The 25279-nt window shown below is 72.9% G+C and carries 26 protein-coding genes, 2 tRNA genes and 1 pseudogene; 8 read left to right on the forward strand and 21 right to left on the reverse strand.

Going from position 1 to position 25279, the window contains the following annotated elements; translation table 11 throughout:
• Positions 1-28 precede the first annotated feature (28 nt).
• A complete protein-coding gene (locus tag ACW69E_RS01475; protein WP_457496333.1) occupies positions 29-679 on the reverse strand; it encodes a nucleoside/nucleotide kinase family protein in 651 nt (216 codons plus the stop codon).
• 166 nt (positions 680-845) lie between these two features.
• Between ACW69E_RS01475 and ACW69E_RS01480 the strand changes: the two genes are divergently transcribed.
• Positions 846-919 (forward strand) — tRNA-Lys (locus ACW69E_RS01480).
• A gap of 79 nt (positions 920-998) precedes the next feature.
• On the opposite strand, the gene ACW69E_RS01485 is transcribed toward ACW69E_RS01480, so the two are convergent.
• The 5 genes from ACW69E_RS01485 to ACW69E_RS01505 form a co-directional block, all read right to left on the reverse strand.
• Positions 999-1151 (reverse strand): hypothetical protein, encoded by a 153-nt coding sequence (locus tag ACW69E_RS01485; protein ID WP_237883949.1) that lies wholly within the window; start codon positions 1149-1151, stop codon positions 999-1001.
• Between the two features lie 176 nt (positions 1152-1327).
• The gene (locus ACW69E_RS01490; RefSeq protein ID WP_457496334.1) at positions 1328-2050 is read right to left on the reverse strand and encodes a class F sortase; all 723 of its coding nucleotides are present in this window, start codon (positions 2048-2050) and stop codon (positions 1328-1330) included.
• A 20-nt stretch (positions 2051-2070) separates the two neighbouring features.
• Positions 2071-2781: a hypothetical protein gene (locus ACW69E_RS01495; protein WP_457496335.1), complete on the reverse strand. Its 711-nt coding sequence runs from the start codon at positions 2779-2781 to the stop codon at positions 2071-2073.
• Between the two features lie 156 nt (positions 2782-2937).
• Positions 2938-3717: an HAD-IIA family hydrolase gene (locus ACW69E_RS01500; protein WP_237883894.1), complete on the reverse strand. Its 780-nt coding sequence runs from the start codon at positions 3715-3717 to the stop codon at positions 2938-2940.
• A gap of 75 nt (positions 3718-3792) precedes the next feature.
• Positions 3793-4956, reverse strand: a complete 1164-nt coding sequence (locus ACW69E_RS01505; RefSeq protein ID WP_457496398.1) for an ROK family transcriptional regulator — start codon at positions 4954-4956, stop codon at positions 3793-3795.
• Between the two features lie 140 nt (positions 4957-5096).
• Between ACW69E_RS01505 and ACW69E_RS01510 the strand changes: the two genes are divergently transcribed.
• On the forward strand, positions 5097-6185 hold the full coding sequence (locus ACW69E_RS01510) for a Gfo/Idh/MocA family oxidoreductase (protein WP_457496336.1): 1089 nt from the start codon (positions 5097-5099) through the stop codon (positions 6183-6185).
• Positions 6186-6213: 28 nt separating this feature from the next.
• Here ACW69E_RS01510 and ACW69E_RS01515 read toward each other — a convergent pair whose 3' ends face one another.
• Positions 6214-7551: a DUF445 domain-containing protein gene (locus ACW69E_RS01515; protein ID WP_457496337.1), complete on the reverse strand. Its 1338-nt coding sequence runs from the start codon at positions 7549-7551 to the stop codon at positions 6214-6216.
• Between the two features lie 296 nt (positions 7552-7847).
• Here ACW69E_RS01515 and ACW69E_RS01520 point away from each other — a divergent pair, with 296 nt between their 5' ends.
• Positions 7848-9146: an SGNH/GDSL hydrolase family protein gene (locus ACW69E_RS01520; RefSeq protein WP_457496399.1), complete on the forward strand. Its 1299-nt coding sequence runs from the start codon at positions 7848-7850 to the stop codon at positions 9144-9146.
• A gap of 344 nt (positions 9147-9490) precedes the next feature.
• A complete protein-coding gene (locus ACW69E_RS01525) occupies positions 9491-11914 on the forward strand; it encodes a transglycosylase domain-containing protein (protein WP_457496338.1) in 2424 nt (807 codons plus the stop codon).
• A 105-nt stretch (positions 11915-12019) separates the two neighbouring features.
• On the opposite strand, the gene ACW69E_RS01530 is transcribed toward ACW69E_RS01525, so the two are convergent.
• Positions 12020-12322 carry a GroES family chaperonin gene (locus tag ACW69E_RS01530; RefSeq protein ID WP_093655608.1) on the reverse strand — a complete coding sequence of 101 codons (303 nt, stop codon included), beginning with the start codon at positions 12320-12322 and terminating at the stop codon, positions 12020-12022.
• Between the two features lie 76 nt (positions 12323-12398).
• Positions 12399-12722, reverse strand: a complete 324-nt coding sequence (locus tag ACW69E_RS01535) for a DUF3618 domain-containing protein (protein ID WP_457496339.1) — start codon at positions 12720-12722, stop codon at positions 12399-12401.
• A gap of 207 nt (positions 12723-12929) precedes the next feature.
• Here ACW69E_RS01535 and bcp point away from each other — a divergent pair, with 207 nt between their 5' ends.
• The 3 genes from bcp (at position 12930) to ACW69E_RS01550 (ending at position 14986) form a co-directional block, all read left to right on the forward strand.
• Positions 12930-13397: a thioredoxin-dependent thiol peroxidase gene (bcp, locus tag ACW69E_RS01540; protein WP_237883210.1), complete on the forward strand. Its 468-nt coding sequence runs from the start codon at positions 12930-12932 to the stop codon at positions 13395-13397.
• Positions 13398-13528: 131 nt separating this feature from the next.
• A complete protein-coding gene (locus ACW69E_RS01545; RefSeq protein WP_457496340.1) occupies positions 13529-14176 on the forward strand; it encodes an HNH endonuclease in 648 nt (215 codons plus the stop codon).
• Positions 14177-14902: 726 nt separating this feature from the next.
• Positions 14903-14986 (forward strand) — tRNA-Leu (locus tag ACW69E_RS01550).
• An 80-nt stretch (positions 14987-15066) separates the two neighbouring features.
• Here the strand turns inward: ACW69E_RS01550 and rdgB are convergent.
• The 4 genes and pseudogenes from rdgB to ACW69E_RS01570 form a co-directional block, all read right to left on the reverse strand.
• Entirely contained in the window at positions 15067-15672 is a 606-nt protein-coding gene (gene rdgB, locus ACW69E_RS01555) for an RdgB/HAM1 family non-canonical purine NTP pyrophosphatase (protein WP_457496341.1), read from the reverse strand.
• A 134-nt stretch (positions 15673-15806) separates the two neighbouring features.
• Entirely contained in the window at positions 15807-16184 is a 378-nt protein-coding gene (locus ACW69E_RS01560) for a hypothetical protein (RefSeq protein ID WP_457496342.1), read from the reverse strand.
• A gap of 196 nt (positions 16185-16380) precedes the next feature.
• Positions 16381-17124 (reverse strand): ribonuclease PH, encoded by a 744-nt coding sequence (gene rph / locus ACW69E_RS01565; protein WP_457496343.1) that lies wholly within the window; start codon positions 17122-17124, stop codon positions 16381-16383.
• An 87-nt stretch (positions 17125-17211) separates the two neighbouring features.
• Positions 17212-17457, reverse strand: a pseudogene (locus ACW69E_RS01570) (glucose PTS transporter subunit EIIB); the annotation flags it as partial.
• Between the two features lie 441 nt (positions 17458-17898).
• Here ACW69E_RS01570 and ACW69E_RS01575 point away from each other — a divergent pair.
• Complete coding sequence (locus ACW69E_RS01575; RefSeq protein ID WP_457496400.1) at positions 17899-19101, forward strand: PTS transporter subunit EIIC; 1203 nt, start codon at positions 17899-17901, stop codon at positions 19099-19101.
• 100 nt (positions 19102-19201) lie between these two features.
• Here ACW69E_RS01575 and ACW69E_RS01580 read toward each other — a convergent pair whose 3' ends face one another.
• From ACW69E_RS01580 to clpS, 8 genes are all read right to left on the reverse strand, one after another.
• Positions 19202-19957 (reverse strand): MBL fold metallo-hydrolase, encoded by a 756-nt coding sequence (locus tag ACW69E_RS01580; protein WP_457496344.1) that lies wholly within the window; start codon positions 19955-19957, stop codon positions 19202-19204.
• Positions 19958-20224: 267 nt separating this feature from the next.
• Positions 20225-21175, reverse strand: coding sequence for a PLP-dependent cysteine synthase family protein (locus ACW69E_RS01585; RefSeq protein ID WP_457496345.1), 951 nt, complete (start codon positions 21173-21175; stop codon positions 20225-20227).
• Complete coding sequence (locus ACW69E_RS01590; RefSeq protein WP_093654152.1) at positions 21175-21453, reverse strand: MoaD/ThiS family protein; 279 nt, start codon at positions 21451-21453, stop codon at positions 21175-21177. Before ACW69E_RS01590 ends, ACW69E_RS01585 begins: the two co-directional genes overlap by 1 nt.
• Before the next feature lie 102 nt (positions 21454-21555).
• On the reverse strand, positions 21556-21693 hold the full coding sequence (locus ACW69E_RS01595; protein WP_341829718.1) for a putative leader peptide: 138 nt from the start codon (positions 21691-21693) through the stop codon (positions 21556-21558).
• 91 nt (positions 21694-21784) lie between these two features.
• Positions 21785-22216, reverse strand: a complete 432-nt coding sequence (locus ACW69E_RS01600) for a Mov34/MPN/PAD-1 family protein (protein ID WP_093655606.1) — start codon at positions 22214-22216, stop codon at positions 21785-21787.
• Positions 22217-22318: 102 nt separating this feature from the next.
• The gene (locus tag ACW69E_RS01605; RefSeq protein WP_457496346.1) at positions 22319-23878 is read right to left on the reverse strand and encodes an alanine/glycine:cation symporter family protein; all 1560 of its coding nucleotides are present in this window, start codon (positions 23876-23878) and stop codon (positions 22319-22321) included.
• Between the two features lie 448 nt (positions 23879-24326).
• On the reverse strand, positions 24327-24932 hold the full coding sequence (locus tag ACW69E_RS01610) for a DUF2017 domain-containing protein (protein WP_457496347.1): 606 nt from the start codon (positions 24930-24932) through the stop codon (positions 24327-24329).
• Entirely contained in the window at positions 24932-25234 is a 303-nt protein-coding gene (clpS, locus tag ACW69E_RS01615) for an ATP-dependent Clp protease adapter ClpS (RefSeq protein ID WP_457496401.1), read from the reverse strand. Before clpS ends, ACW69E_RS01610 begins: the two co-directional genes overlap by 1 nt.
• Positions 25235-25279 lie beyond the last annotated feature (45 nt).

A 25279-nucleotide genomic window follows, 5' to 3' on the forward strand; every position in this document is an offset into this window, starting at 1 on the left:
CCTCGCCCCGCGCGAGGGGCCCTTCTCCTCATTCGCGTCCCGACCAGCGGAACGACAGCTTCACGCACGCCGACGTCCTCGACGCCTCCACGATCTCCGCGTTGGGCATGTCGTTGGACCGGACCCACTCCCGGGCCTCCCCGGCGGCGCGGCCCCCCGCCAGCTGCCGCTCCACCAGCCTGCGGCGGCGCTCCTCCGGGGACGCCTCCACGTACCACAGCTCGTCGATCGACCCGCGCGCGTCCGGCCAGCCGGGCAGGTCGCAGGCCAGGTAGTTCCCCTCCGTCACCACCAGCCGGACCCCGGGGCGCACCACATGGCGGGCCGCCACCGGCTCGTCCAGCGTCCGGTCGAAGTCGGGCACGTAGACGTCGTGGTCCGGCTCCGGGGCCAGGCGCCGCAGCAGGGCGGCGTACCCGTGGACGTCGAAGGTGGGGGGCGAGCCCTTGCGGGCGGCCAGGCCCAGCCGGTCGAGCTGGGCGTTGGACAGGTGGAAGCCGTCCAGCGGGACGTACGCCGCCGCGTCCGCCCCGTGCCGCCTCCGCAGCCCCGCCACCAGGGCCTCGGCCAGGGTGGACTTGCCCGCGCCGGGCGGCCCCGCCAGGCCGAGCACGGCCCGCCCGCCCCTCGCCCGGGCCGTCAGCCGCCAGGCCCGGTCCATCAGCTCACCGGTTCGCATGACCGGAAACCTATCCCCGCGGACCCCCACGGCCCCCGCGGACCCCCGGGTCCCGGCGCGGCGGGTCCGGCCCCGGCCCGGACGGAGCACCGCGCGGCGTCGGGTATGCTGGTTCCCGCAGTTCGGCACCGATCGGCACATACCGTGCGGATCACCGCCCCTGCGGGCGCCGCTAGCTCAGTTGGTTAGAGCAGCTGACTCTTAATCAGCGGGTCCGGGGTTCGAGTCCCTGGCGGCGTACCTCTTCGATCCGGGCCCCACCGCCCTGCGCGGTGGGGCCCGGACGTGTCTCCCGGCGCGTTCCCCCCGCGCCCGCTCCTCAGTCGATGCCCCGGCAGATGTGCGGCTCGCACTCGTCGTCGTCACCGTCCCCGGCGAGGCGCAGCAGTGGGGGCGGTGAGGCCGGCAGCTCGTCGAGGGCCCGCGTCGCGGCGGGCGGGGCGTCGGCTTCCGGTTCAGCTGTGTCGTACATGGCGCAGCGGCAGCCTTCCGTGTCCTGGGGGCTCGGCGTCCGAGTACCGCGTCCCCCTGTCTTCAATCCCGGGCGGGCGGGGAACGCAACCGGTTCCGGCCGGAGGTTCACCCCGGTGACGACAACGACCGGGCCGGGCGGCGGTTGCGCACACGGCTCGCCTCGCACCGGACCGCTCACCGCGCCCGGCCCCCGCCGCCGCTTCGGGCGGCGTCCGCCCCGCTCCCGTGCCGGACGCCGGTCAGATACGCCGAGACCACCAGGTTGGCCGTGTAGGAGCCGCTGGCCCTGTCGAAGGCGCCGGTGCAGGTGATCAGCCGGAGCTCGGCGCGTCCGGGGCGGCGGGCGCCGTAGACCTCGTGCGGGTCGAAGTCGGCCCGCTCGGCGATCGCGACGTCCTCGACGGTGAACTCCGCGGTCCTGCCGTCGTCGCGCGCGACGTGCACCCGGTCCCCGGGGCGCACCGAGGGCAGGCGCTGGAAGACCGCCCCCCCGGTGTCGGTGTCCAGGTGGCCCACCAGCACCGCCACCCCCTCCGATCCGGGCGCCGGGCCGTCGGCGAACCAGCCGACGGCGTCGGCGGAGTCCATCGGCGGGGGCTCCACGGCGCCCTCTCGGTCGAGCCCCCGCTCGATGATCCGCGCGTCGAGGCCGATGCCGTCGATGCCGATGCGCCGGGGGTCGGCGCCGGGCAGCGGGGCGTGACCGGAGCCGGGCCCCGGCGCCCGGCCGGACTCCGGGGCTCCCGCCCGCGCCCGCTCCGGTGGCGGTCCGGCGGGGTCGGTCAGCTCCCTCCCCCACAGCCACAGTCCGAGCAGCAGCACCGCCCACACCGCTCCCACCGCCAGCCGCGAGGCACAGCCCGTGCGCGGCTCCCCGCCCGGGACGTCGTCGTACACGGCCGTCGTCGCCGGCCGGCTCAGCGGTCGGATTCGGAGCGGGACCGGCGGCGCAGCGCCGCGGCCCGCCAGAGGACGACCAGGGTGGCGGTGCCCGCCAGCCCGGCGCCCAGGGCGGTGTGGAGGGCGCTCGGTCCGGCTTCCCCGCCCTCGTCGCCGGCCGCCTTCGCGGTGCCGCCGCCGCCGGCCGGCACGGGGGCGACCGGGCTCACGGCCGGGTCACCGGCGTGATGGGAGGGGCCTTCGGAGGCCGGGCCGGACCCGGAGTGCCGCACGGTCACCCGACCGGTGACCTTCACGCCCATGCACTCCACCGTGATCCGGTACTCCCTGGGCTCGGCGTCCGAGCGGATGACCGCCTCGCCGCGCAGCCCGCCGCGGTCGGCGCCGGGGGCCAGCAGCGCGTCGGCGACGAACGCCTCGGAGCGGGCGGTGGCGACGGTCCCCTCGCAGGCGACGGCCCACAGCTCGATCTCGGTGCCGGGGCGGACCTCGGCCGGGCTCACCCGCACCGACACCTCCGGCGAGCCGGACCGCCCGGCGCCGGGGGTCCCGGGAGCGGACGGGCGGGGGGTGCCGGGGCTCTCGGCCCCGGGGCTCTCGGCGGCCGCCGCGGGGGCGGCGAGGGCCGTGAGAGTGGCGAGGCCCGCGGGAGGGGCCGCCGCGGTGCAGACGGCGAGCGCCGCGGCGAGGACGCTCGGAGCGGGTCGTACGGTGCGGAAGATGCCCATGTCGAACCTCCGGGTCGGTACTCCCGAAGATCCGTCGCGCCGCCCCGCCCCGCATCCCGGCGCCGCCCCGCGCTGCTCCGTTCGAGCGCGCCCGGCCGCGGGCGGGGCGGGGGTGAGCACGGAGGCGAACGCGGGGCGGCGCGGCGCCGGGACCGGTCAGATCCGTTCGACGAGGTCCGCGATCGAGTCGGCGACCGTCGAGGGCCGGAACGGGAAGCGGTCCACGTCGGCCGGCCGCGTCAGCCCGGTGAGGACGAGGAAGGTCTCCATCCCGGCCTCCAGCCCGGCCAGCACATCGGTGTCCATCCGGTCGCCGATCATCGCGCTGGACTCGGAGTGGGCGCCGATGACGTTGAGCCCGGCCCGCATCATCAGCGGGTTGGGCTTGCCGACGAAGTACGGCTCGCGCCCGGTCGCCTTGGTGATCAGCGCCGCGACCGACCCGGTGGCCGGCAGCGCGCCCTCGGCGGACGGGCCGGTCTCGTCGGGGTTGGTGGCGATGAACCGCGCGCCGTCGTTGATCAGCCGGATCGCCTTGGTGAGCGCCTCGAAGCTGTAGGTGCGCGTCTCGCCGAGCACCACGTAGTCGGGGTCGGTGTCGGTGAGGATGTAGCCGATGTCGTGCAGCGCGGTGGTCAGCCCGGCCTCGCCGATGACGTACGCGGTGCCCTCCGGGCGCTGGTCCTCCAGGAACTTGGCGGTGGCCAGGGCGGAGGTCCAGATGTTCTCCACCGGGACGTCCAGGCCCATCCGCTTCAGCCGGGCGTGCAGATCGCGGGGCGTGTAGATCGAGTTGTTGGTCAGCACCAAGAACGGCTTGCCCGACTCCCTCAGCCGCTTGAGGAAGTCGTCGGCCCCCGGGATCGGCACCCCCTCGTGGACGAGGACGCCGTCCATGTCGGTCAGCCACGACTCGATCGGCTTGCGCTCCGCCATTGGTCACTCCTGCCTGTCATAACGCACATCGGGCGTGGCGGCGGCACCACGCTGTGCTGCGCCGACGCCCTCAGACTAGCCACTGTCCGCCGGAGGCGACCCCGTCTTTCCGGGGCCGCCTCCGGGGCCGCCCCCGGCACCGCCCCGGCCGGGGCCTTCCGCTCTCGTTCCCGGTTCCAGCCGGCCGAAGAGCGGCGCGAGGACCAGATGCGCCGCGCCGCGGGCGACCAGGGACGCACCGCCGGGGGCGACGGACACCGGCACGGCCCGGCCGTCGGTGCGCGCGGCCCGGGCCGCCAGCACCCGGTCCACGCCCGCGCGGTAGGCCTCCGGGTCGGCCAGTACGGTCCGGCCGCCGAGCACCACGCGGTCGACGTCCAGCAGCCCGGCCAGCCCCGCCGCCCCGGTGCCCAGTACGCGGGCGGCCTCGGCGGTGTCGCCCCGGGCGGCGGCCGCCAGGCACAGCGCCTCCAGGCAACCGCGGTCGCCGCACCCGCACTCCGGGCCGTCGAGCAGCACCACCTGGTGGCCGAACTCGCCGGCGCCGGTGCGCGTCCCCCGGTACAGCGCCCCGCCCAGTACGAGCCCGGCGCCCAGCCCGGTGCCCAGGTGCAGATACGCGAACGACGCGCCGCCGCCCTGTCCGCCGCACAGGGCGAGGCCGAGTGCCGCGGCGTTGGTGTCCTTGTCCAGCGCGACGGGCAGCCCCAGCCGCCAGGACAGCGCCTCCCGCAGCGGATGGCCGTCCCAGTGGGGGAAGCCGGTCACCCGCCGCAGCACCCCCGTGCGGTGGTCCAGCGGGCCCGGACACGCCGCCCCGACGCCCAGCGGACGGCCGCGTCCGGCGCCGGCCGGCAGGGCCCGCACCGCACCGGCCGCCGCGTCCAGCACCGCCTCGCGGGGCGCGCCCAGGTCGAAGGAGGCCCGGTGGGCCGCGACCACGCCGCCCTGCAGGTCCACCAGGACGGCGGTGATCTCGTCGCGGTCCAGGTGCAGGCCCACCGCGTGGCGCGCGTCGCGCACCAGGCGCCACAGGGTGCGCGGCTTGCCGCCGGTGGAGGGGCGGCGCCCGGCCTGCGCCACCAGGCCCGCCTCCCGCAGCCGGGCGGTGATCTTGCTGACGGCCTGCGGCGTCAGCCCCGTGGCCTCGGCCAGTTCGGGCCTGCTCGCGCCCGCCTCGCCCGCCGCGCGCAGCAGGTCCAGGACGAGTGCGGCGTTGTGGCCGCGCAAGGCCGGCAGGTTCGCGGCCGCCGAGGCGGCGGCGGGGAGGGGGCCGGGGGAAGCGGCGGGGGCGGGGCCGGTATCGGGGGAGGCGGGGATCACGGGTCCATTGTCGCGCCCGCTTGCACTTTGGAAACGCTGTTGCCAAAGTGGGCGCCATGAACGCCGCCTCCCCCGCCTCCCCGGTCCCCCACCCCCTGCGCGTCGGACTGATCGGTTACGGCCTGGCCGGCTCCGTCTTCCACGCGCCGCTGATCGCCGCCACCGACGGCCTCGTGCTGGACACCGTCGTCACCTCCTCCCCCGAGCGGCGGCGGCAGGCCCGTGCCGAGCACGGCGAGGAGTTGCGCACCGCCGCCAGCGCCGGCGAACTGTTCGCGCGCGCCGGCGAACTCGACCTCGTCGTCGTCGCCTCCCCCAACCGCACCCACGTCGAGCTGGCCACCCGGGCGCTGGAGGCCGGACTGGCCGTCGTCGTCGACAAGCCCCTGGCGGCCGGCGCCGCCGAGGCAGAGGCGCTGGCCGGCCTCGCCGAACGCCGCGGACTGCTGCTGTCGGTATTCCAGAACCGCCGCTGGGACGGCGACTTCCTCACCCTGCGCGACCTGCTGGCCGAGGGCGCGCTGGGCGAGGTGTGGCGCTTCGAGTCCCGCTTCGAGCGGTGGCGCCCCGACCTCAAGGGCGGCTGGCGCGAGTCCGGCGACCCCGCCGAGCTCGGCGGACTGCTGTACGACCTGGGCAGCCATGTGGTGGACCAGGCGCTCACCCTCTTCGGCCCGGTGGTCTCCGTCCACGCCGAGTCCGATGCGCGCCGCCTTGGCGCCGAGGCCGACGACGACACCTTCATCGCCCTCCACCACGCCTCGGGCACCCGCTCCCACCTGTGGGTCAGCTCCACCGCCGCCGCCCTCGGCCCCCGCTTCCGGGTGCTGGGCAGCCGGGCCGCCTACGTCAAGTACGGTCTCGACCCCCAGGAGGACGCCCTGCGCGCCGGCGCCCGCCCCACCCCCGGCGAGCCCTGGGGCGCGGAGGCCGAGTCCGCCTGGGGCACCCTGGGCGCGGCGGACGACGTACGGCCCGTGCCCTCCCGGAACGGCGACTACCCCGCCTACTACGCCGCCGTCGCCGCCGCCCTGCGCGAGGGGGGCGAGCCCCCGGTCACCGCACGGGAGGCGGCCGAGGCGCTGCGGGTGCTGGAGGCGGCCCGCACCTCGGCGGCCGAGGGCCGCACCGTACGGCTCGGCTGACGGGACGGCACGGCGGGCGGGCTCGGCCTCAGCCGCCCAGCGCGTGGGCGACGGTGTGGATCGCCAGACCCGCCAGCGCGCCCACCACCGTGCCGTTGATCCGGATGAACTGCAGGTCGCGGCCGATGTGCGCCTCGATCTTGCGGGAGGTGTGCTCGGCGTCCCAGCTCTCGACCGTCTCGGTGATCAGGGAGGTGATCTCGCTCCGGTAGGTGGTGACGACGTGCGACGCCGCCCCCTCGATCCAGCCGTCGACCTTCTCCCGCAGCCCGCCGTCCCCCGACAGCTTCGCACCCAGCGACAGCAGTGAGGCACGCGCCCGCAGCCTCAGCTGGCTGCGCTCGTCCTCGGCCGCCGCCACCACCATGGACCGCACCGCCGACCAGGCCGAGGAGATCAGCTCCTGCACCTCGTCGCGGTCCAGGATCTCCGACTTCAGCCGCTCCACCCGCGCCCGGGTCTCGTCGTCGGACTGCAGGTCGGCGGCGAAGTCCCGCAGGAAGCGGTCCAGCGCCTCGCGCGCCGGGTGGTCGGGCATGTCCCGCATCTCCGAGACGAAGCGCAGCAGCTCCCGGTAGACGCGCTCACCGACCTTGCGGTCCACGAAGCGCGGCGTCCACCCCGGCGCCCCGCCCGCCACCGCGTCCATCACCGAGTCGCTGTGCCACACCAGCCAGTCGTGGGCCCGCGAGACCACCAGATCCACGACCCGGGTGTGACCGCCGTCGGCGACGATCCGCGACAGCATCCGGCCCAGGCCCGGCGCGATCTCCTGCGCGTGGGCGCGCCGGGTGATCGCCTCGCCCACCACCGCCTGCACATCGTTGTCCCGCAGCACGGCCAGCGCCCCGCGCAGCGCGGTGGACAGCTCGGCCGTCACCCGGTCGGCGTTGGCCGGCCTGGCCAGCCAGGCGCCCAGCCGGCCGCCGATGCCCACCGAGCGCAGCTTCCGCCGCACCACATCCTCGGACAGGAAGTTATCGCCGACGAAGTCGCCCAGACTGCGCCCCAGTTGGTCCTTCTTGTTCGGGATGATCGCGGTGTGCGGGATCGGCAGCCCCATCGGCCGCTTGAACAGCGCGGTCACCGCGAACCAGTCCGCCAGCGCGCCCACCATGCCCGCCTCGGCGGCGGCCGCCACATAACCGGCCCAGGCCCCCGCCCCCGCCCGCTCCGCCCAGGTGGCCAGCGCGAACACCAGCGCCGCCAGCAGCAGCGCACCGGTCGCGATGGCCTTCATCCGGCGCACCCCGCGCCGCTTCTCCTCGTCGGCCGCCGTGAAGGCCACCGGGTCGAACGCCGCCCCGGCCACCCCGGCCGCCCCGGAGCCCCGGGTGTTCTTCCCGTCCGTCGTCGTACGCTCCATCGTCTCCACCCGTCTGCGCCGTCCCGGCCGCAATTGTCGCAAGCGGCCGCCGCACCGACGGCACCGAACGCCGAACGCCCCGCCCGCGTCCCGCACCGCGAACGCGGCGGCCCGCGGGGCCCGACCGCCTCACGCCCTCTCATCGATCGCGTAACAGGCGGGGCCACCCGGCGGGAACACGCCCGCCCCCGTGGGATCATGAGGGAACCGCCGATCACTTCGCACACCTGGGCCCGCACCGCCCGAGGGGGGACTCTTTCCGTGTACGAGCGAGGCTGCCGCCCGTGAGCAAGAACATGGGATACGCCCTGCTGGCAGGGCTCGCGGCCGTCGTGGTCCTGGTCTCCGGCGCCGTGTTCGTCGGCGCCGGCGTCAGGGGCGCGGCCCCGGACACCGCCGCCCCCCGGGGCGGGGAGAGCGCCGCGCCGGCCTCCTCCGGCGCCTGGGTGGGCACCTGGTCCGCCTCCCCCGCCTCCGCCGAGCCGAACGCCCCGGACGGACACCCGGACGCCTCCCTGCGGAACGTGGTGCACACCTCCGTCGGCGGCAGCGCCGCCCGTGTCCGCTTCTCCAACCTCTTCGGCACCCGCCCGCTGACCATCACCCACGCCACCCTCGCCCTGGCCGCCGAGCCCAGCAGCCCCGCCGCCGCGCCCGGCAGCATGCGCAGGCTGACCTTCGGCGAGCGGAACGAGGTGACCGTCCCGGTCGGCTCCGCAGTCACCAGCGACGCGGTGCGGCTGAACGTGCCCCCGGCCGCCGACCTGCTCGTCACCCTCTACTCGCCCACCGGCTCCGGCGCCGTCACCCACCACCCCCACGCGCGCCAGACCAGCTACCTGGCCCGCGGCGACCGGGCCGCCGACACCACCGGCGCCCCCTACACCGAGCAGACCACCTACTGGCGGCACGTGACGGCCGTGGACGTGTGGACGAACGAGACCGAGGCCGCCGTCGTGGCCCTCGGCGACTCCATCACCGACGGCATCACCTCCAGCCCCGGCGCCAACCACCGCTGGACCGACTTCCTCGCCGACCGGCTGCGCACCGAACGCGGCGCCCCCCGCTACAGCGTCCTCAACCAGGGCATCAGCGGAAACCGGGTCCTCCTCGACGCCTCCCCCGCCGACCCCAGGAACGGCCCCAGCGCCCTGAACCGGCTGGAGCGGGACGTGCTCTCCCGCACCGGTGCCGAGGTCCTGGTCGTCCAGCTCGGCATCAACGACCTCATCAAGACGCCCCAGCAGACCGACCCCCACAGGATCGTGGACGGCCTGGAGCGGATCACCCAGCACGCCCACCGGCGCGGAATGCGGGTGATCGGGGCGACCCTGACGCCGTTCGGCGGGCACCGCAAGCACAACGCGCGCCTGGAGGCCGTGCGGCAGCAGGTCAACGAGCAGATCCGCCGCGGCGGCGTCTTCGACGCGGTCGTCGACTTCGACGCGGCCCTGCGCGACCCGGCCGCCCCTCACCGGCTCCTGCCCGTCCACGACTCGGGCGACCACCTCCACCCCAGCGACAGCGGCTACCGCGCGATGGCCGGAGCCCTGGACCTGGACCTCCTCAAGGGCTCCTCGCCGGCCAGGCTCTGACCCCGGCACGGTCCCGGCGACCCCGCGCGGCCCCCGCGCCCGCGGCCGGCCCGTATCCGCTCCGGCAGCCGGCTCGCGGCCGCCGTCCGGCACTCTCCCGGGCGATCCCTTCCGGGTGATGGCGGAGCGTGAACTCCCGGCCGCCCCCGCGCCGCCGCCGGCCAGCCGCCGACGGGCCGGCGACCGAACGGATCGCACTGTCGTTCGCATCGTCACACCGCACCGCGCAGGGCCAGCGGTGTGAACCTGCCTCGCCCGTCGGCGCGGATGATGCCACAGTGTCCTACGGGGCAATCCACAGGAAACGGTACGAAATTCCCATACCGACAAGGAGCCCTGCGGTCATGAGCGAGGAGCCCGAGGAGCCCAACGGCGACCAGAAACCCCGGCCGCGGCGCACCGGCCCGCGGCGCCTGCTGCCCACCCGGAAGAAACTCCTGGCAGCCGCCACGGTGGCCCTCCTGGCCGGCGCGGGCGCCCTGATCACCGGCTACATGCTCGTGGAGATCCCCGCACCCAACTCCGCGGCCGCCGCGCAGAACAACGTCTACCTCTACTCCGACGGCACCCAGCTCGCCCGCGACGGCGACATCAACCGCCAGAACGTCGAGCTCGACGCCATCCCCGAGAGCACCCGGCACGCCGTACTGGCCGCCGAGGACCGGGACTTCTACCACCAGCCCGCCGTCGACGTGGTGGCCATGGCCCGCGCGGGCTGGAACATGCTCCGGGGCGAGGGGAAGCAGTCCGGCTCCACCATCACCCAGCAGTACGTGAAGAACTACTACCTCGGCCAGGAACAGACCCTGACCCGCAAGACCAAGGAGTTCTTCATCGCCCTCAAACTCGACCGCGAGGCCAGCAAGGACGAGATCCTCGCCGGCTACCTCAACACCAGCTACTTCGGCCGCCACGCCTACGGCGTCCAGGCCGCCGCCCAGGCCTACTACGGCAAGGACGCCGGCGACCTGACCACCGCCGAGGGCGCCTACCTCGCCGCCCTCCTCAACTCCCCCAACCTCTACGACGTCGCCGCCCACCCCGAGAACAGGGAACGCGCCGTCGCCCGCTGGAAGTACGTCCTCGACGGCATGGTCAAGGAGGGCTGGCTCACCCCCCGCGAGCGCGCGGCCGCGAAATTCCCCCGGCCCGACCCCGCCAAGCCCCCCACCGGCCTGTCCGGCCAGCGCGGCTACATCGTCGAAGCCGTCAAACAGCACCTCGCCGCCCGCGACATCCTCGGCGAGGAACGCCTGGCACAGGGCGGCCTCCGCATCACCACCACCATCGACCGCCGCAAACAGGAGGCCCTCGTCAAGGCCGTCGAACGCGAACTGCTCTCCCAGCTCAGCGAGGAACGCGAGATCGACCGCCACGTCCGCGCCGGCGGCACCTCCATCGACCCCGAAACCGGCGAGATCGTCGCCATGTACGGCGGTGTCGACTACACCAGGCAGTTCGTCAACAACGCCACCCGCCGCGACTACCAGCCCGGCTCCACCTTCAAGCCCTTCGTCTACGCCGCCGCCCTCGAACACCGCGCGAAGACCCGCGACGGCGACCCCATCGGCCCCGGCACCACCTACAACGGCGACAGCGGGCGCACCGTCGTCGGCCCCGACGGACCCACCACCTGGAAACCCGAGAACGAGGACCAGGTCGACTACGGCGACATCCCCGTCACCACCGCCATGAACAAGTCCGTCAACGCCGTCTTCGCCCAGATGGGCGTGGACGTCGGCCCCGCCAAGGTCAAGGAGACCGCCGCCCGCCTCGGCCTCCCCGACACCACCCCCGGCATGGCCGAGGCCCAGGGCTCCATCTCCCTGGGCACCACCACCCCCAGCACCCTCGACATGGCCCAGGCCTACGCCACCCTCGCCAACCACGGCGAACGCGTCGAGCACACCCTCGTCAAGGAGATCCGGCACGGCGGCGAGCGGATCCGCGTCCCCGAACCGGCCACCCTGAGGGCCGTCTCCCGCTCCACCGCCGACGCCACCACCGCCGTCCTGCGCGGCGTCGTCAAGAGCGGCACCGCGACCGCCGCCAAGGCCGCCGGACGCCCCGCCGCCGGCAAGACCGGCACCGCCGAGGAGGACCGCGCCGCCTGGTTCGCCGGCTACACCCCCGACCTCGTCACCATCGTCGCCGTCATGGGCCAGGACCCCGAGACCGGCGCCCACAAATCCCTCTACGGCGCCGCCGGACTCGCGCGCGTCAACGGCGGCGGCATCCCCGCACGGATCTGGGCCGCCTACACCGCCGAGGCGCTGCGCGGCACACCGGCCAGGGACTTCGACCTCAAACCCGGCAAGAACCGCGTCCCCAAGGCATCCCCCAGCCCCTCCGGCAGCGCCGACCCGTCCGGCGGCCCGGACGCCCCCGACGAGGAACCCACCCAGGTGGACGACGCCGAGGAGAGCCCGGACAACTCCGCCTCCGGCCGGGACGACGCCGAGAACACCGGAGGCGGCGGAGACGGCGGGGACGACGGCGCCAACGGCGAACGCGCCCCGAAGAAGCCCGGAAAGACCGAGAAGGAGCGCGAGAAGAACCGCGAGAAGGACAGCGCGGAGACCGGGGACGCCCAGGAACACGACCGCGGGAAGAAGACCGGGGACGACGAGAAGCAGCCCGGGAAACCCGCCAGGCCCTCCGGCGAAACGGCGGACGGCAAGAACCCCGGCGAAGCCGCCTCCCCCACCCCCGGGACCAAGGCCTCACCCGGGGAACCCTCCGAAGCCTCCGCCACGCCCCGGCCCTGAGACCGAACGGCCGGAACGGACGTCACGACGGGCCCCGCGGTACGTCCGCGGGGCCCGCCCGTACGGCCGCCGCCCTCCCGCGGGCGCGGCTCCGTGAACCCGGCTCTACAGATACAGCCCGGTGGAGTCCTCCGACCCCTGCAGCCGCTCGGCCGCCACCGCGTGCAGATCACGCTCGCGCATCAGCACGTACGCGACCCCGCGCACCTCCACCTCGGCCCGGTCGGCCGGGTCGAACAGCACGCGGTCGCCGGGCTCCACCGTGCGCACGTTCTGCCCGACGGCGACCACCTCGGCCCAGTTGAGCCTGCGGCCGACCGCCGCCGTCGCGGGAATCACGATGCCGCCGGAGGACCGGCGCTCGCCCTCGGGAATGTCGGTACGCACCAGCACCCGGTCGTGCAGCATCCGGATGGGCAGCTTGTCGTGGTGGGACGTCTTGGAGCTCACGGCAGAACCGTATCCCAGCCCGCCTCCGCGCCGCTCAGCGGCGGCGGCGGCGCCGGGACGACACCACCAGCAGCCCCGCCACCCCCACGACCACCAGCGCCACCGGCACGACACGCGCCGCCCGGGGCCGGCCCTCCTCGTCCGTGAACCGGTCCCGCACGTCCGACAGCGCGTGGTTCACCGCGACATACGCCCGGCCCGCGGTGCGGTCCACCGCCGACGCCGCCCGCGCCCGCACACCGTCGGCGATCGTCTTCGGGTGCACCCGCACCGCCAGCTCGTCCAGCGTCTCGGCGAGCTCCTGCCGCCTGCGGACGATCTCCGCCTCGATCTCCGCGGGGGTCCTGGCTTCCGACACCGCACTGCCTCCGTCGTCTCATCCGTCTCATCCGCCCCACCCGGGCCGCCCTGTGCGGGGAGCCCGGCCACCGGACAGTCTGGCAGCTCCCTCACCTCCGATGCCCCGCGCCACCCCCGTCACACCCCGTGGCTAGGCTTTCGAACCGATAACGGCACCGATGACGGTCCCGACCACAAGACCGCGAGCCCCGCCCGAGGAGTACCGATGAGCGAGCGACTGCAACCCGGCGACACCGCCCCGGCCTTCACCCTGCCCGACGCCGACGGCAACCCCGTCTCGCTCTCCGACCGCGCCGGACGCAAGGTGATCGTCTACTTCTACCCCGCCGCCCTCACCCCCGGCTGCACCAAGCAGGCCTGCGACTTCACCGACAACCTCGACCTCCTCGCCGGCGCGGGCTACGACGTGATCGGCGTCTCCCCCGACAAGCCGGAGAAGCTCGCGAAGTTCCGCGAGAAGGAGAACCTGAGGGTCACCCTCGTCGGCGACCCCGAGAAGAAGGTGCTCGAGGCCTACGGCGCCTTCGGGGAGAAGAAGATGTACGGCAGGACCGTCACCGGCGTCATCCGCTCCACGGTGGTCGTCGACGAGGAGGGGAAGGTCGAGCGGGCACTGTACAACGTCAGGGCCACCGGCCACGTCGCCAAGCTCATCCGGGACCTCTCCCTCTGAGGCCACCGGGCCCCGTCACTGCCCGGCCCCTCCCCCTGCGTGACCTCCCGGCACGCCGTTCGTTGACCAGTGCGAGTCCGCGACAGAAGACCGAACGACCACGGCGCGGACGGTCCACAGGGGGAGGAACCATGGCCAGTCCGTACACCCGCGAACGCCTTGCCCATGCTGCGGCGTCCTCGACGACGCTCACCGAGGCACTCGTCAAGCTCGGAGCCGATCCGAGAAGTGGAACGCGACGGTACGTCCACGGGCGTATGAAGTCGATGGGGATCGATATCTCACATTTCCAGCGGGAAGGGGCGCGCTGGACACAGGAGGTTCTGGAGGAAGCCGTCAGGGCATCGACAAGCGTGTACGGCGTCCTGCGCCACCTTGGCCTCGATGTCGTCGGCGGCTACCACACGTACATCAGCCGGAGGATTCGAGACTTCGGCATCGACACCTCCCACTTCGTCTCCCAGTCCGGTTCACCCAACCGCCGAAGGCGTCGTACGGCACAGGAAGTACTGGTCAAGGCAGACGGGCCTCATGTCAGGCGCGTTCCCAGCAGTCGCCTCAAACGGCACCTGCTGGAGCTCGGCATCCCGGAGTCCTGTGCGCTGTGCGGAACCTCGCCCTTCTGGCGGGGCCATCCGCTGCCGCTTGAGGTGGATCACATCAACGGTGACTGGCGGGACAACCGCATCTGCAACCTCCGGCTGGTCTGTCCCAACTGCCACTCCACAACGGACACCTACCGCGGCCGCGGCAAACGCCGGACGGAGACGGTGCGGTGAGTGGCACTCGCTACACGCGGGAAGCACTGGCCGAAGCGGCCGAGAAGTGCTCCGACATCGACGAGGTCATCGCCCACCTCGGTGTCCGGCCCTACCACCAACTCCGGCGCCATCTCCTCCGGCGTCTCGCACATTTCGGCATCGACGTGTCCCACTTCCCTGTGGCACGACGGACGAGGCACCGGGACGAGCCTCCATCAGCCGACGAACTGCGCCGAGCCGTGACGGAGTCCACATCCATCGCCGGCGCCCTGAGACGGCTCGGGCGACCGGACAACACAAGCTCCCGTACCGCATTCCGCTTATGGACCTCACAAGCCGGAGTTGACACCTCTCACTTCCTCGGCCAAGCGCACCAACGCGGCAGGAAGAGTACGACAGCTGCCAGGCGACCGGAGGAGATCCTGGTGAAGCACAACGGGGAGCGCCGTACGAAGACAGCACTGCTCCGTCGCGCGCTGTGCGAGACCGGCGTACCGGACCGGTGTGCCGAGTGCGGCACGGGCTCCACGTGGTGCGGGCGTCCGATGACGCTTGAGATCGACCACATCAATGGCGACTGGAGTGATGACCGTCCGGGAAACCTCCGTCTCCTCTGCCCGAACTGCCATGCGGTCACGGCCACCTGGTGCCGAGGAGGCCGGAAGCGAAGAGGGCACGCCGCCAGCGGCTGACACATGTCCTTCTGCGCCCGGCACCCTGGACCGATACGATGGCGTACGACCCGCGGCCGTGGCGGAATTGGCCTACGCGCAGCACTTAGGATGCTGTGGGAGAAATCCCTTGAGGGTTCGAGTCCCTCCGGCCGCACAGACCTTTCATTCGAAGGCCCGGCTCGTTGAGCCGGGCCTTCGGCGTTGTCGGCGGAAGCCGCCCTGCGGGACGGGCCGTCAGCCCAGGAGTTCGCGGACGACCGGGGCGAGGGCGCGGAAGGCCTGGCCGCGGTGGCTGATGGCGTTCTTCTCGTCCGGGCTCAGCTCCGCGCAGGTGCGGGTCTCGCCCTCGGGCTGAAGGATCGGGTCGTAGCCGAAGCCGCCGGCGCCGGCGGGCTCGCGGCGGAGGGTGCCGGCCAGGCGGCCCTCGACGACGCGTTCGGTGCCGTCGGGCAGGGCCAGGGCGGCCGCGCAGGCGAAGTGCGCGGTGCGGTGGGGGTCGTCGATGTCGGAGAGCTGGGCGAGGAGCAGGTCGAGGTTGGCCCGGTCGTCGCCGTGGCGTCCGGCCCAGCGGGCGGAGAAGATGCCGGGGGCTCCGCCGAGGACGTCGACGCACAGGCCGGAGTCGTCGGCGACGGCGGGCACCGCGGTGGCCCTGGCCAGGGTGCGGGCCTTGAGGAGTGCGTTCTCGGCGAAGGTGAGGCCGGTCTCCTTGACGTCCGGGACCTCGGGGTAGGCGTCGGCGCCGACCAGGGTGAGGTCCAGTCCGGCCGCGGAGAGGATGGCCTCCAGCTCTCGGACCTTGTGGGCGTTGCGGGTGGCGAGGATCAGGCGCTGGCTCATGGAGACCGATTATCCCGCCGCGGCGGCCGGAACCGCCGGGCGGGCCGGGGATCGGGGGCCGGGCCCGGGTTCCGGCGGCTCGCAGTCGGTCAGCCCGGCACCCCGGCACCCCGGAGCCTGTCGGCCGGGGTCCGTCAGCCGGGGGTGCAGACCTGGGTCAGTTCGTCGGCGGCGTCGACGACGGGGCCGGCGTCGGGGGCCTTGCCCTGCTCGACGGACTCGCGGACGTTGTCGGCGGCCTGCCGCATGTTCTCGGCGACCCGGGTGATGTCGGCGTTGTCCGTGTTCTCGATGATCTTGTCGAGGTTCTCGTTGATGCGGTTCAGGGACCGGTCCACCTCGGCCGGGTTCTCGACGCCGTCGGCGACGGCCTGCTGGAGGGCGTTGGCGCTGTCCACCACGACGACGGCGGTGTTGGCGCAGTCCAGTGCGTTCTGGACGGCGCCGCAGCCCGTCAGGGGGAGGGCGAGGAGGACGGGGGCGAGGGCGGCGAGGGCGGTCCGTCTGCGCATGCGGCGTGGTCTCCTGTGTCTGGACGGGCCGTACGGCTCGACCCGTACGGCCCGTGCCCTGTAGGACGCGTAAAGCACTCGCAAAGTTCCGCGTCCCGTCCGCGTTCTCACGGGGTGTCGCCGGGAGGGTCCGGACGGCCCGGAAGGGCCGGAGGGCCCTGGGTGGCCGCGGCGGGGGCCGGGGCCCGGACCGGGCTCAGGCCGGGGGCAGCGCTCCGGTGTCCAGTGCGTGCCGCTGGGCGCCGTCGAGTTGGGCGCAGCCGGCGACGGCGAGGTCGAGGAGGGCGTCGAGTTCGGTGCGGGCGAAGGGAACTCCCTCGGCGGTGCCCTGGACTTCGACGAAGCGGCCGTCGCCGGTGCAGACGACGTTCATGTCGGTCTCGGCGCGGACGTCCTCCTCGTAGCAGAGGTCGAGCAGGGGGGTGCCGTCGACGATGCCGACGCTGACGGCGGAGACGGTGCCGGTCAGCGGCTGGGCCTTGGCGCGGACGAGTTTGTTGTCGCGGGCCCAGGCGAGGGCGTCGGCGAGGGCGACGTAGGCGCCGGTGATGGCGGCGGTGCGGGTGCCGCCGTCGGCCTGGAGGACGTCGCAGTCGAGGACGACGGTGTTCTCGCCGAGGGCCTTGAGGTCGACGACGGCGCGCAGTGAGCGGCCGATGAGGCGGGAGATCTCGTGGGTGCGGCCGCCGATCCTGCCGCGGACGGATTCGCGGTCGCCGCGGGTGTTGGTGGAGCGGGGGAGCATGGCGTACTCGGCGGTGATCCAGCCTTCGCCGCTGCCCTTGCGCCAGCGGGGCACGCCTTCGGTGACGCTGGCGGTGCAGAGGACGCGGGTGTCGCCGAAGGAGACGAGGACGGAGCCCTCGGCGTGCTTGCTCCAGCCGCGTTCGATGGTGACGGGGCGGAGTTGTTCGGCTGTGCGGCCGTCGATGCGTGACATGGGTGCGAGCCTAGTGCCCCGGGCGGGGCGGCCGTTCGGGTGAACGCCCTGGTGGCCGGGTGGGCGCGGGCCGCGGGGGTGGGGTGGTCACATCATGTCCTCGATCTCGGCGGCGATGGGGTCGGCGTCGGTGCCGATGACGACCTGGATGGCGGAGCCCATCTTCACGACTCCGTGTGCGCCGGCGGCCTTGAGTGCGGCTTCGTCGATGAGGCCCGGGTCCTCGACTTCGGTGCGCAGGCGGGTGATGCAGCCCTCGATCTCGACGATGTTGTCGATGCCGCCGAGGCCGGCGACGATGTTCTCCGCTTTGCCGGGCATGTTCTCCGCCTTCCCGCCGGTTGTCGCCGGCCGTCTCGGCCCGTCCTGTGTCCGGTGTCCCCTGTGGGCCGGATTGGCACATTAACCCACGTTATGCACACCTGCGCGAGGGCGCCTCATCGGCTCCTTACCGCTTCCCGGTCCGGCGGGGAAGGGGGTGCGGGCCCCGGGGCGGCCCGGGTGTGTTCCGGGTACTGCATTGCGGCACTGTCCTCCGTTCCGTCGGCCCTCTTGCCCGTCTGGGCGCTTTCGGAGTCTTTGTTCGTGTTACAAGGTGACTTAGGCGCTCTGTTGCCCATGTGATGTTTGCGATGCGGATGTGCGGTGTGGACCGCACGGCCCCACGGGAGGAAGCCGATGACCACGGCCACTGCCAGGACATCCGACGACGGAGGCGACGGGAGCGGCGGCAGAGGGGGCGGCGGGGGCGGGAGGAGGCGCGGCGCGGGCGTGATGGCGGTGGCCCAGCGCATCGGCCGCAGTCTGATGCTGCCGATCGCCGTGCTGCCCGCGGCGGCTCTGATGGTCCGGCTGGGTTACGAGGACATGCTGGGCCGGGAGGGCTTCCCGGGCTTCGTCAACCGGATCGCCGAGTTCCTGGCGGCGGGTGGCGGGGCGCTGCTGGACAATCTGCCGCTGCTGTTCGCGGTGGGCATCGCGGTCGGTTTCGCCAGGCGGGCGGATGGCTCCACGGGGCTGGCGGCCGTCGTGGGCTATCTGGTCTTCCAGCAGGTGATGGCCACCTTCAGCGATCCCAATCTGCCTCCTGAGGAGGGCGTCGCCCGGCCCGCGGACGCCGGTGTGCTGGGCGGTGTGGTGATGGGGCTGGTCACCGCCGTGCTCTACCAGCGCTACCACCGCAGGAGGCTGCCGGACTGGCTCGGTTTCTTCGGTGGCCGCCGGCTGGTGCCGATCCTGGCGTCGTTCGCGGGCCTGCTGCTGGGGGTGGTCTTCGGTTACGCCTGGCCGGTGCTGGGGGCCGCCATCCACGGTTTCGGCGAGTGGCTGGTGGGGTCGGGCGCGCTGGGGGCGGGGGTGTTCGGGGTGGCCAACCGGGCGTTGATCCCGGTGGGGATGCACCATCTGCTGAACTCGTTCCCGTGGTTCCAGGCGGGTTCCCACGAGGACGGCGGGGTGCGGTACGAGGGGGACATCGCGCGTTTCCTGCACGGGGACCCGACGGCGGGTCAGTTCATGACCGGGTTCTTCCCCATCATGATGTTCGCCCTTCCGGCGGCCTGTCTGGCGATGTACCACTGCGCGCGGCCCGAGCGCCGCAAGGTGGTGGGCGGGATGATGTTCTCCATCGCGCTGACCGCCTTCGTCACCGGGGTGACCGAGCCGATCGAGTTCACGTTCGTCTTCGTGGCGCCGCTGCTGTACGCGGTCCATGCGGTGCTGACGGGGGTGTCGATGGCGTTGAGCTGGGCGCTGGGGGCGCGGGACGGTTTCGGTTTCTCCGCCGGGGCGATCGACTTCCTGCTGAATCTGGGGATCGCGTCCAGGCCGTGGCTGCTGGTGGTGCTGGGGCTGTGTTTCGCGGTGGTGTACTACGCGGTCTTCCGGTTCGCGATCACGCGGTTCGATCTGCCGACGCCGGGCCGGGAGTCGGACGAGGAGATCGCCGAGCAGGAGGGGGCGCAGTACCGGGCGTGAGCGGCGGGCGCGGTCCGCCGGTTCCGGGCGCGGTCCGGTTCCGAGCAGGTACGGCCCTCGGCGGCCGGGCCCGTGAGCCGCGGGCCCGGCCGGCGGCCGGTCAGATCTCGTAGACGGCGCCGGGGCGGGCCATCTCCACGGGACCGGAGAAGGCGGTCTGTGCGTCGCGCAGGTTGTGCCGGGGGTCCGTCCACGGGGGGATGTGGGTGAGGACCAGGCGCCGGGCGTCCGCCCGCTGTGCGCACTCCCCGGCCTGCCGCCCGTTGAGGTGGAGTTCGGGGATGTCCTCCTTGCCGTCGGTGAAGGATGCCTCGCACAGGAAGAGGTCGGCGCCTCGGGCCAGGTCGCACAGGGCGTCGCAGGGGCCGGTGTCGCCGGAGTAGACGAGGGTCCTGCCCTCGTGCTCGACGCGGAAGCCGTAGGTCTCCACGGGGTGCCGCACCCGGTCGGCGGTGATGGTCAGCGGTCCGAGCCGGAAGGTGCTGCGGGGGGTGAGGTCACGGAAGTCGAAGACCTCGCTCATCGACTTCTCGGACGGGGTGTCGGCGTAGGCGGTGGTCAGCCGCTGCTCGGTGCCCGCGGGGCCGTACACCGGGATGGCCTCGCAGCGGCCTCCCTCGTGCCGGTAGTACCGGGCCACGAAGTACGCGCACATGTCGATGCAGTGGTCCGCGTGGAGGTGGCTGAGGGCGATGGCGTCGAGGTCGTAGAGGCCGCAGTGGCGTTGCAGCTCGCCCAGGGCGCCGTTGCCCATGTCGAGCAGGAGCCGGTAGCCGTCGGCCTCTACGAGGTAGCTGGAGCAGGCCGATTCCGCGGACGGGAACGATCCCGAGCAGCCGACGACGGTGAGCTTCATAGGGGAAGGAACCTCCGTGGCCCGGGAAGAGGGGTTACCTGAGCGTAAGGCGCACGGGGGCCGGTGGGTCCTTCGCAGTGCCCCGTTGTGGGCGGAATCACCAGGGCGGGGGTGGTGCGGGGGCGGCGCGGGGGCGGACGGTGCGGTGTGCGTGCCCCAGGTGGCGCGCGGCCCCGGCGGCGGGCGCCCCCGCACCGCCGTTCCCGGCTTCCCAGGGGGGCGCGGGGACGCGGCGGGCGGGTGTCGCGCCGGACGTGCGGGGCGGGCTCAGGCCCAGAGCTGTCCCTGGAGGGCCTCGACCGCGGCCTCGGTGGTGGGGGCGGTGTAGATGCCGGTGGACAGGTACTTCCAGCCGCCGTCGGCGACGACGAAGACGATGTCGGCGCTCTGTCCCGCGCGTACGGCCTTGCGGCCGACCCCGATGGCGGCGTGGAGGGCGGCGCCGGTGGAGACTCCGGCGAAGATGCCTTCCTGTGCGAGGAGTTCGCGGGTGCGGGTGACGGCGTCCTCGGAGCCGACCGAGTAGCGGGTGGTGAGGACGGTCTCGTCGTACAGCTCGGGGACGAAGCCCTCGTCGAGGTTGCGCAGGCCGTAGACGAGGTCGTCGTAGCGCGGTTCGGCGGCGACGATCTGGATGCCGGGGACCTTCTCGCGCAGGTAGCGGCCGGCGCCCATCAGGGTGCCGGTGGTGCCCAGCCCTGCGACGAAGTGGGTGATCGAGGGCAGGTCGGCGTAGATCTCGGGGCCGGTGCCGGCGTAGTGGGCGCCGGCGTTGTCGGGGTTGCCGTACTGGTAGAGCATGACCCAGTCGGGGTGCTCGGCGGCGATCTCCTTGGCGACGCGCACCGCGGTGTTGGAGCCGCCGGCGGCCGGGGAGGAGATGATCTCGGCGCCCCACATGGCCAGCAGCTGGCGGCGCTCGGCGCTGGTGTTCTCGGGCATGACGCAGACGATGCGGTAGCCCTTGAGCCTGGCCGCCATGGCCAGTGAGATGCCGGTGTTGCCGGAGGTGGGCTCCAGGATGGTGCGGCCGGGGGTGAGCCGGCCGTCCTTCTCGGCCTGCTCGATCATGTACAGGGCCGGGCGGTCCTTGATCGAGCCGGTGGGGTTGCGGTCCTCCAGCTTGGCCCAGATGCGGACGTCCTCGGACGGCGAGAGCCGCGGCAGGCGCACCAGGGGGGTGTTGCCCACCGCGGCGATCGGTGAGTCGTAGCGCATCAGCGCATGCCCCCGGCCACGGCGGGGAGGATCGTCACGTTGTCGCCGTCGCTCAGCTTGGTGGAGATCCCGTCCAGGAAGCGGACGTCCTCGTCGTTGAGGTAGACGTTGACGAAGCGGCGCAGCTCGCCGCCCTCGACCAGCCGCTCCCGGATGCCGCTGTGGCGGGTCTCCAGGTCCTCGATGAGCTCGGCGAGGGTGCCGCCGTCGCCCTCGACGGCCTTCTGCCCGTCGGTGTAGGTGCGGAGGATGGTCGGGATGCGGACCTCGATGGCCATGGGTGTACTCCTGTGGGAGAGGGCGGGAAGCTTGTGGGCCTTGGCTCGTGCGCGTGGGCGAGGTGCGGGCCGGGCGGGCCGCGCGGGGGGTGGCCGTCCGGGTCAGGCGCGGTCGGCCGCGCGGCGCCGGGGGGACCCCAGGGCGCTGGCGAGGCGGCACAGGTCGACGTGCAGGCGCGCCACGAGCAGCGCGCCCGGGGACTTACCCGGGTGGGTATCGCTCACGTCGTGGTTAACCATGGGCTCATCGTAACGATTCCCGCCTCCGGAACCGGATACCTGTTCCATGATTCGGACCCTGCCGTCTCACCTGTCGTCAGGGGTGCGGGGATCAGTCCTCGTAGGCGGGGACGATCCTGACCTCCTCCTCGGTGATCTCGCCGTCGACGATGCGGAAGGAGCGGAAGGAGAAGGGCCCTTCGTCGTTGCCGCACTCGGCGGTGGAGACCAGCACGTAGTGGGCGCCGGGCTCGCCGGCGTAGGCGACGTCGGTGCGCGAGGGGTACGCCTCGGTGGCGGTGTGGGAGTGGTAGACGACCACCGGCTCCTCGTCGCGGTCGTCCATCTCGCGGTAGAGCTTCAGCAGGTCCGCGGAGTCGAACTCGTAGAACGTGGGCGAGCGGGCGGCGTTCAGCATGGGGATGAAGCGCTCGGGGCGTCCGCTGCCGGCCGGGCCCGCGATGATGCCGCACGCCTCGTCGGGGTGGTCCTGGCGGGCGTGGGCCACGATCTTGTCGTGCAGCTCCTGGGTGATGGTCAGCATGGGCGACAGCATAGGCAGGACGCGCGGGCGGGGCCCCGCCCGTACCGGTGTGCGGTACGGGCGGGGCCCCGCGGTGCTCCGCCGCCCCCGGAGGGGCGGGTGTCACTTGGCGAGCGTGGTGGCCTCACCGGGGCCGGTGGCCTCGGAGGCCTCGATCTGCTCGTCGCTCTCACCGGCGTCGCGCCGGCGGATGTAGTCCACGACGCGGTTGAGCTCCCGCCTGACGACGGGCGCCAGCAGGTAGAGGCCGATGATGTTGAACACCGCGGCGAGGAAGAGGAAGGAGTCGGCCAGGGAGACCAGGGAGGACAGCGACATCAGCGCACCGGTGACGACGATGAGGCTGAAGAGCACCTTGTAGACGTTCTCGCTGGTCCTGGTGCGGCCGAAGAGGTAGGTCCACGCCTTCATGCCGTAGTAGCTCCAGGTGATGATCGTGGAGAAGGCGAAGAGCAGGACCGCGACGGCCAGGACGTAGGGGAACCAGGAGATCGCGCTCTCGAAGGCGTCCGAGGTCAGCGAGACGCCGGAGGCGATCGGCTCGCCGTTGGCGCTGGCCTCGCGGGCCGCCTCCCAGCTCGGGGTGCGGGCGATGGCGATGGTCAGCGCGGTCATGGTGCAGATGACGACGGTGTCGATGAACGGCTCGATCATCGCGACCAGGCCCTCGGTGGCGGGGCGCTTGGTCTTCACCGCGGAGTGGGCGATGGGGGCCGAGCCGATGCCCGCCTCGTTGGAGAAGGCGGCGCGCTGGAAGCCGACGATCAGGGCGCCGATGAGGCCGCCGGCCACGCCCTCGGGGGCGAAGGCGCCCACGATGATGTCGGAGACGGCCTCGGGCACGGCGGTGAGGTTGGACAGGATGACGAAGAGGCAGGCGATGACGTAGATGATCGCCATCGCGGGGACCAGCCGGCTGGTGACGGCGCCGATGGAGCGAATGCCGCCGATGAGGACCAGGGCGACCAGGGCGGCGATGAAGATGCCGAAGAAGAGGGCGCCGCCGGAGCTGCTGAAGAGGCTGTCCTCGCCGCCTGTGACGGACTGGAGCTGCTCGAGGCTCTGGTTGACCTGGAAGAGGTTGCCGCCGAAGAAGGTGAAGAACAGCAGGGCGACGGCGGAGCCGATGGCGAGCACCTTGCCCAGGCCGCCCAGGCCGCGCTCGGCCATGCCCTTGCGCAGGTAGTGCATCGGGCCGCCGGAGACGGTGCCGTCGGCGTGGACCTCGCGGTACTTCACTCCGAGGGTGCACTCGACGAACTTGGTCGCCATGCCCAGCAGACCGCAGACGATCATCCAGAAGGTGGCGCCGGGGCCGCCGATGGTGACCGCGATGGCCACACCGGCGATGTTGCCGAGGCCGACGGTGCCGGAGACGGCGGAGGTGAGGGCCTGGAAGTGGTTCACCTCACCGGGGGCGTCCTTCTGGTCGTACTTGCCGCGGACCAGTTTGAGGGCCTTGGGCAGGTGGCGGACCTGGGCGAAGCCGAAGTATCCGGTGAACACCAGTCCCGCGACCACCAGCCAGCCGACGATCCAGGGGAACTCGGTGTCCCCGACGGGGATGGTGTAGAAGACGATCTCGCTGATTTTCGTGGCGATCGGATCGACGAATTCGGTGATGGATTCGTCGAGCCTTGTCGTCCAGGTTTCGTTTGCCATGGATTCCCTCTGGCTGTAGCGACTGCGGGACGTGTGGGGGCGGGTGCGACTGTGGTTGCCGGTGATACGGCGAACGGACCAACCTCGGCGTCCGGTCTCGAGCGCGGCTTCCTCCGAAGTTCTCCGGGTTGTAGGACCCGGATAAAAATCGGTTGGGAGTTCCTATCACGCTGCGCTACCGCACCGGTGTGACCTGGATCACATGCTCATATTACGGTCGGATCACACAAGGGAATCAGGGGATAAAACGGGCAGCCGCTCCGCTCGAAGAGGCGTCGCATCCGATTAACGGAGAGTTTTAGTGACCCTGTGCGACACGGCGGGCTCGCAGCGACTTTTTAATGTATGGCACAAATAAATGCCGGAAGTCATCGGCGCACCGGAAGTCGCCGTTCCGGTCGCCCTCCACCGCGCCCCGCCGCTCCCGGCCCGGGCCCGGGCCGACCCGTCAGGGCGCCAGGGTCTCCACCAGGGACTCCTGGAGCGCTCCCAGCCACAGGTATGCCATCACCATCGGCTTGCGCGGGTCGCCGTCCGGCAGCGCGTACAGCTCGTCGCCGTCCTCGTCGTCGGTGATCTCCAGGCGCGCGCCGATGGCCAGCCGCAGGTCGTTGAGCGCGCCGAGCCACTGGCGCGACTGCCCGGGGGTGAGGGTGAGCACCGCTCCCCCCTCGCCGGCGGGGGTGAGGGAGTCCAGGGTGCGCACGACGGCCAGACCGTCCTCGCGCTTGCGGGCGCGCAGGTCGTTCTCGGTGTAGCGCCGGAACTCCGCGGCGGCCTCGCGCGTCTTCTCGTCCCCCTCGGCCCCGGGGCCTCCGTAGGCGTCGGGGAAGAGCCTGGCCAGCGCCGGGTCGGAGGGCGGCTCGGTGGGGCCGTCGGCCATCAGCGCGGCGAGCGGGTCCTGCTCGCCGCCGGCCCCGTCCGCGCCCGGGCCGGGTCCGATGAGCTCCAGGAGCTGGACGGCGAGGCTGCGCAGGATGGAGATCTCCACCTCGTCGAGCGCGACGGCGGCGCCTCCGGGCACGCCGGCCGCGGGCTGGAAGAGCCCGGCCATCAGCGGTCCTGCTGGAGGGTCGCCCACAGGCCGTAGCCGTGCATGGCCTGCACGTCGCGCTCCATCTCCTCGCGGGTGCCGCTGGAGACGACCGCGCGGCCCTTGTGGTGGACGTCCATCATCAGCTTCCTGGCCTTCTCCTTCGGGTACCCGAAGTAGCTCTGGAACACGTAGGTCACGTAACTCATCAGGTTCACCGGGTCGTTGTGGACGACCGTCACCCACGGGACGTCCGGCTCGGACACCACCCCGGGAGCCTCCTCGGAGGCGGGGCGGGTGATCTCGGCGGGGGCGACCGACAGCCACGCCACATGGGCGCCGCGCGGGCCGGGTACGCGGTCCGCGGC

It is taken from the genome of Streptomyces sp. SS8, from assembly GCF_054072955.1.

Excerpts from the sequence above, each read along its gene's own strand:
- ACW69E_RS01475 (WP_457496333.1), bottom strand. The coding sequence starts at position 679 with ATGCGAACCGGTGAGCTGATGGACCGGGCCTGGCGGCTGACGGCCCGG.
- ACW69E_RS01485 (WP_237883949.1), bottom strand. The coding sequence starts at position 1,151 with ATGTACGACACAGCTGAACCGGAAGCCGACGCCCCGCCCGCCGCGACG.
- ACW69E_RS01495 (WP_457496335.1), bottom strand. The coding sequence starts at position 2,781 with ATGGGCATCTTCCGCACCGTACGACCCGCTCCGAGCGTCCTCGCCGCG.
- ACW69E_RS01500 (WP_237883894.1), bottom strand. The coding sequence starts at position 3,717 with ATGGCGGAGCGCAAGCCGATCGAGTCGTGGCTGACCGACATGGACGGC.
- ACW69E_RS01510 (WP_457496336.1), top strand. The coding sequence starts at position 5,097 with ATGAACGCCGCCTCCCCCGCCTCCCCGGTCCCCCACCCCCTGCGCGTC.
- ACW69E_RS01515 (WP_457496337.1), bottom strand. The coding sequence starts at position 7,551 with ATGGAGCGTACGACGACGGACGGGAAGAACACCCGGGGCTCCGGGGCG.
- ACW69E_RS01520 (WP_457496399.1), top strand. The coding sequence starts at position 7,848 with ATGGGATACGCCCTGCTGGCAGGGCTCGCGGCCGTCGTGGTCCTGGTC.
- ACW69E_RS01525 (WP_457496338.1), top strand. The coding sequence starts at position 9,491 with ATGAGCGAGGAGCCCGAGGAGCCCAACGGCGACCAGAAACCCCGGCCG.
- ACW69E_RS01530 (WP_093655608.1), bottom strand. The coding sequence starts at position 12,322 with ATGCTGCACGACCGGGTGCTGGTGCGTACCGACATTCCCGAGGGCGAG.
- bcp (WP_237883210.1), top strand. The coding sequence starts at position 12,930 with ATGAGCGAGCGACTGCAACCCGGCGACACCGCCCCGGCCTTCACCCTG.
- ACW69E_RS01545 (WP_457496340.1), top strand. The coding sequence starts at position 13,529 with ATGGCCAGTCCGTACACCCGCGAACGCCTTGCCCATGCTGCGGCGTCC.
- rdgB (WP_457496341.1), bottom strand. The coding sequence starts at position 15,672 with ATGAGCCAGCGCCTGATCCTCGCCACCCGCAACGCCCACAAGGTCCGA.
- ACW69E_RS01560 (WP_457496342.1), bottom strand. The coding sequence starts at position 16,184 with ATGCGCAGACGGACCGCCCTCGCCGCCCTCGCCCCCGTCCTCCTCGCC.
- rph (WP_457496343.1), bottom strand. The coding sequence starts at position 17,124 with ATGTCACGCATCGACGGCCGCACAGCCGAACAACTCCGCCCCGTCACC.
- ACW69E_RS01575 (WP_457496400.1), top strand. The coding sequence starts at position 17,899 with ATGGCGGTGGCCCAGCGCATCGGCCGCAGTCTGATGCTGCCGATCGCC.
- ACW69E_RS01580 (WP_457496344.1), bottom strand. The coding sequence starts at position 19,957 with ATGAAGCTCACCGTCGTCGGCTGCTCGGGATCGTTCCCGTCCGCGGAA.
- ACW69E_RS01585 (WP_457496345.1), bottom strand. The coding sequence starts at position 21,175 with ATGCGCTACGACTCACCGATCGCCGCGGTGGGCAACACCCCCCTGGTG.
- ACW69E_RS01590 (WP_093654152.1), bottom strand. The coding sequence starts at position 21,453 with ATGGCCATCGAGGTCCGCATCCCGACCATCCTCCGCACCTACACCGAC.
- ACW69E_RS01595 (WP_341829718.1), bottom strand. The coding sequence starts at position 21,693 with ATGGTTAACCACGACGTGAGCGATACCCACCCGGGTAAGTCCCCGGGC.
- ACW69E_RS01600 (WP_093655606.1), bottom strand. The coding sequence starts at position 22,216 with ATGCTGACCATCACCCAGGAGCTGCACGACAAGATCGTGGCCCACGCC.
- ACW69E_RS01605 (WP_457496346.1), bottom strand. The coding sequence starts at position 23,878 with ATGGCAAACGAAACCTGGACGACAAGGCTCGACGAATCCATCACCGAA.
- ACW69E_RS01610 (WP_457496347.1), bottom strand. The coding sequence starts at position 24,932 with ATGGCCGGGCTCTTCCAGCCCGCGGCCGGCGTGCCCGGAGGCGCCGCC.